At 50.9% G+C, this 908-nt stretch carries 2 protein-coding genes; both read left to right on the top strand.

Annotated elements, in window-relative coordinates; translation table 11 throughout:
* The first annotated feature begins 410 nt into the window (after positions 1-410).
* A complete protein-coding gene (locus CYR55_RS22995; protein ID WP_101818599.1) occupies positions 411-662 on the top strand; it encodes a HigA family addiction module antitoxin in 252 nt (83 codons plus the stop codon).
* A gap of 24 nt (positions 663-686) precedes the next feature.
* The coding region (locus CYR55_RS22990) for a hypothetical protein (protein WP_101818598.1) at positions 687-908 on the top strand (222 nt) is incomplete at its 3' end.

Genomic DNA, 908 nt, shown 5'->3' with positions numbered 1-908 from the left:
AGATAAATTAAGGCTTGCACACGGCGGGGGGACCCTTTATTATTTGTTCCGTGGTGCGCACCACGCACCATAGGCGGGGGGAAATAAAGCCCCCAAAAAGCAAAAGGCTCACCGAAGTGAGCCTCTACCATCTCCCAGGGTGTTGCGACCAAACAAGAACCCAGGGAAAAAGCAAAGGAATCCTACCATGATTGATTATGTCGGTTGAGACAGCGTTACCACCGCCAAGCAAGCCACCCGCAAAGCGGAATACAGCCTGAAGAAGAAAATTCTCTACACGCTTAACGCTTTTCCCATCGTGTTCACCATCATTTACGTGCTCAACCTTGTGATGGAACATGCCAGCCGGCACCACTGATTGATTAACAAAGCGCCCTACGGGGCGCTTTTTTGTCCAAAGAGGCTTATCCATGACGATTAAACACCCCGGAGACGTTTTACAGGCCGCCATCGAAGCCAGCGGCATGACCCTGCGCCAGGTAAGCGAGACAATAGGCGTTAGCCATTCCACACTTTCACGCATTATCAACAGGAAGCAGGTTCTCACTGCTGACCTGGCCGTAAAGCTGGGGGGTTTTTGTAATGAGACGCCATTAGCATTACTCTCGCTGCAAAATCGATACGACCTAGCCCAAATACAGGGGAACGACGCTCAAGTATGACTCTTTTGAGATACATGAGATTCCATGAGTGACGAAGTAGATCGCCTGGCTGAAGCCGAGCAAAAAGTTTTAGAGAAGCAAATCCAGATGTCCCGTAATTCCGCTGGCGCGCAGCTGATGATCAATGGCTACTGCCATTACTGCGATGAAGTATGCGGCCAGCGACCATTTTGTGATGAGCACTGTTCTGAAGACTGGCACAAGGAGCGGGATGCCCAGGTGCGTAATTTTGGGGTACACCCCGGT

The organism is Chimaeribacter californicus (assembly GCF_002858675.1).
Taxonomy (GTDB): domain Bacteria; phylum Pseudomonadota; class Gammaproteobacteria; order Enterobacterales; family Enterobacteriaceae; genus Chimaeribacter; species Chimaeribacter californicus.
This window is presented reverse-complemented; position numbering and strand designations above follow the sequence as displayed.